Origin of the sequence: Streptomyces sp. NPDC019890, assembly GCF_044903445.1 — a bacterium.
Lineage (GTDB): Bacteria > Actinomycetota > Actinomycetes > Streptomycetales > Streptomycetaceae > Streptomyces.
Map to the genome: position 1 here is coordinate 1 of NZ_JBJDQK010000064.1, position 3,023 is coordinate 3,023.

Sequence of the window (3,023 nt, forward strand, 5' to 3'; positions counted from 1 at the left end):
GGACTTCGCGCGTACCCGCGTCAATATGCAGCCGCCCGTGGGAAATCGCCTGCGGCCCAGGCGCCCGCTGGCGCAAACGCCGCATCACCGCTTCCATCCTGGCCAGCAACTCCCTGAACCCGTACGGCTTGACGAGGTAGTCGTCAGCGCCGTCCTGCAGAGCGAGCACGCAGTCGAGTTCGGTGCTTCGGGCAGTGACTGCAATTACGGGAACGTCGCAGACCGAGCGGATCTCCTTGCAGATCTCCAAGCCGTCCAGATCAGGAAGGTCCAGGTCGAGCAGGACCAGATCGACGCACTGGTAGGCCCGCAGCGCTTCGCCGCCGGTCCCCGCGTGCTGGACGTCGTGACCGTGCCGCCGCAGCCCGCGGATGAGAACCTCGGCATCGCCGACGTTGTTCTCCACGACGAGGACCTGCCACCCGTCGGACGCCGCACCCGACACCCGCGCGCTGCCCGCTCCCCAGGACGGGCCTGCCCCTGAAGGCGGGTCTGCCCATCCGGGCGGGGCCGGTATATCAGACTCCAGAGTGCCTGCCGAGCACTGACGCATCTTCTCCCCCTCGACTGGCGCAGCACTCGTGCTGCGCCGGGTAATAACCCACCGAAAATCTACAAACCAACGTGCCGGTTTGTCAAAGGCTTATTGCCCGGACAGAACGCCACCAAAGGAACATTCCCGACCCCGGCATGGCGGGAAAACCAGCGGATGACCTTGACGGCCAGGGAGGGTGGGGACTCCCTTGCATCAGCCGCTCCTGCCGGGATGCGTGGCCCACCGGTCACTGGCGCCGATCGCTGAAAGCGACCATACAAACCAGCAAAGCTGTTTGCGAGGAGTTAACGCTCCCCCCAATCCCTCCCCCTCCTTCCCCTCTGTGTCCACCGGGTGAGAAAACTGCTGGTAGACACCCCATGACGGGCAAACAGAGAGGGGACGCACCGCAGCGTGAGCGCGTCTTCACACACCCGTTCGGCAATTGTTTTGAGGCAACCCGGCAAGGCGAACTAGCTAAAAAACCAGCACAGCGGTTTCATGGCTGGGACATATACCCGACCTGGAAGGCAACCCGAGATGAGCACCAAGCAGGAGCGGGCCGTCCGCACGCGCTGTGCCCTGATCCATGCCGCGGCTCTCGTCTTCGACCAGGCCGGCTACGCCCAGGCGAAGCTGGACTCCATCAGCCGGAGCGCCGGCGTGAGCCGCGGAGCCCTGTTCTTCCATTTCGCCAACAAGGAGGCCGTGGCCTCAGCGGTCGAGGACGAGGCCTCGGCCGTGCTGCGCACCGTCACCGCGAATGTGTACCGAACCCGCGAAAGCGCCATGCAGGCGCTGATCGACTCCACCCATCTGCTCGCCCGGCTGCTGAACGCGGACGTCCTCGTACGCGGCGGCTACCGCCTCAACCGCGACAACTCGCGCCCGAGCAGCAGGAACCTGCACCTGGAATGGCAGGCCTTTGTGGGCCGCCTGCTGGACGAGGCCGCCGCGGAGCAGACACTGCTGCCCACGGCACCACGGGGCGACATCCGCGATGCCGTCGTGGCCGCCATGACAGGATTCCAGGTGCTCGGCGGCGACGATCCGGCATGGCTGTCGTCACGGGCGGTCACCCGTTTCTGGTGCCTGCTGCTGCCCCGGCTGGTGTCCGCCGACCTTCTGCCCGGGCTTGCGCCCGAAGGCGTCCGTGTTCCAGGTGCAGGCGCGGCAGACGCGGCGTCCGTCCCTGACATTGCCGGACGATGCCAGGGACGTCGGTCGACGGCTTCCGGGCATGGCCCTGCCGCGGCGCGACTGCGCGAATCCTGACGACGGCTCGGGCGCACCGTGGTCCCACCGGTGAGCTGTGCAGGGCCTTCGCACGGTACGCCGCGACCAGGACCTGTCCGCACCGTGAGAAAGACCGGTGCGCCGGTTTGTTCTTCGTGGCAGGCTTCGGTCGCACAAGAGACCCACCGGCGCCCGGAACGTCGTCGTGAGCGCGGAACGCAGTGCCGGACGGGGCGGTGCACATCGTCGATGGATCCGACGGATCCACGGATGGGGGGCGTAGGGGATGCCGCACGCAAGAGGGGACACCGAGGTCGTGATCGTGGGGGGCGGCCCGGTGGGCATGCTCGTCACAGCCGAACTCGCCGATTTCGGGATCCCGGCAGTGGTCGTCGAGTCGACTCCGCAGACCTCGGACCAGCCCAAGGCAAGCACGATCCATGCGCGCACCGTGCAGTCGCTGGTCCGGCGGGGCTACCTGCCGGGGCTGGAGCGCGCCGGGGAAAGCTCCCCCGAGCCGTTCCACTTCGCCAGCCTGCCGGGCCTGCGCATCCCGGTCCCGCCGAACGAGCCACGGCCGCCGATCCTCAAGCGGCCCCAGGCCGACCTTGAAAGGGAGTTCGAGGCGAGTGCCGTGGACAAAGGCGCGGTCGTCCTGCGCGGCCACCGGGCGACCGCTATACGCCAGGACCCGGACTCTGTCGAGGTGACCACCGAGGGACCGGCCGGGACGCGGGTCCTGAGCGGCCGCTATCTGGTGGGGGCCGACGGCGCGCGGAGCACTGTCCGCAGACAGCTGGGCTTTGCCACGGAGACCTCGGAGGCGACTGTCGCAGCCATGATGGGCCTGGTCCGCTTCCCCCGGCCTGATGCCGTGCCACGAGGGTGGCAGCGTACCGAGCGCGGCTGGACCGTCGCCCGGGTGGGCGCGGACGGCAGGGGCCTGATCCGGACACTCGACTGCACCCGGCCGCACGCGCACCGCGAGAGACCGCTCACGCTCGAGGAGCTCAGCGCGGAGGCCACACGCATCGCGGGGCACGAGATACCGATGACCGATCCCGTGCACCTGACGAGGTTCAGTGACTACACGCGGCTGGTGCGCAGTTACCGGCAGGGCAGGGCCTTCCTGGCCGGCGACGCCGCACATGTGCACTTCCCGATCGGGGGGCAGGGGCTGAGCACCGGACTGCTCGATGCGCTCAATCTGGCGTGGAAGCTCGCCTGCACCGTGCGCGGAACGGCGGGCAGG

General features: G+C 68.3%; 3 protein-coding genes. 2 read left to right on the plus strand and 1 reads right to left on the minus strand.

Features of this window, described 5'->3' with window-relative positions; translation table 11 throughout:
* Positions 1-406, minus strand: a 406-nt coding sequence (locus tag ACI2LP_RS34115; protein ID WP_404728419.1) for a response regulator transcription factor, incomplete at its 3' end; no start/stop codon positions are given.
* A gap of 669 nt (positions 407-1,075) precedes the next feature.
* Here ACI2LP_RS34115 and ACI2LP_RS34120 point away from each other — a divergent pair.
* Both ACI2LP_RS34120 and ACI2LP_RS34125 read left to right on the plus strand, forming a co-directional pair.
* Positions 1,076-1,810: a ScbR family autoregulator-binding transcription factor gene (locus ACI2LP_RS34120; protein ID WP_404728420.1), complete on the plus strand. Its 735-nt coding sequence runs from the start codon at positions 1,076-1,078 to the stop codon at positions 1,808-1,810.
* 247 nt (positions 1,811-2,057) lie between these two features.
* The coding region (locus tag ACI2LP_RS34125) for an FAD-dependent monooxygenase (protein WP_404728421.1) at positions 2,058-3,023 on the plus strand (966 nt) is incomplete at its 3' end.

Excerpts from the sequence above, each read along its gene's own strand:
- ACI2LP_RS34120 (WP_404728420.1), top strand. The coding sequence starts at position 1,076 with ATGAGCACCAAGCAGGAGCGGGCCGTCCGCACGCGCTGTGCCCTGATC.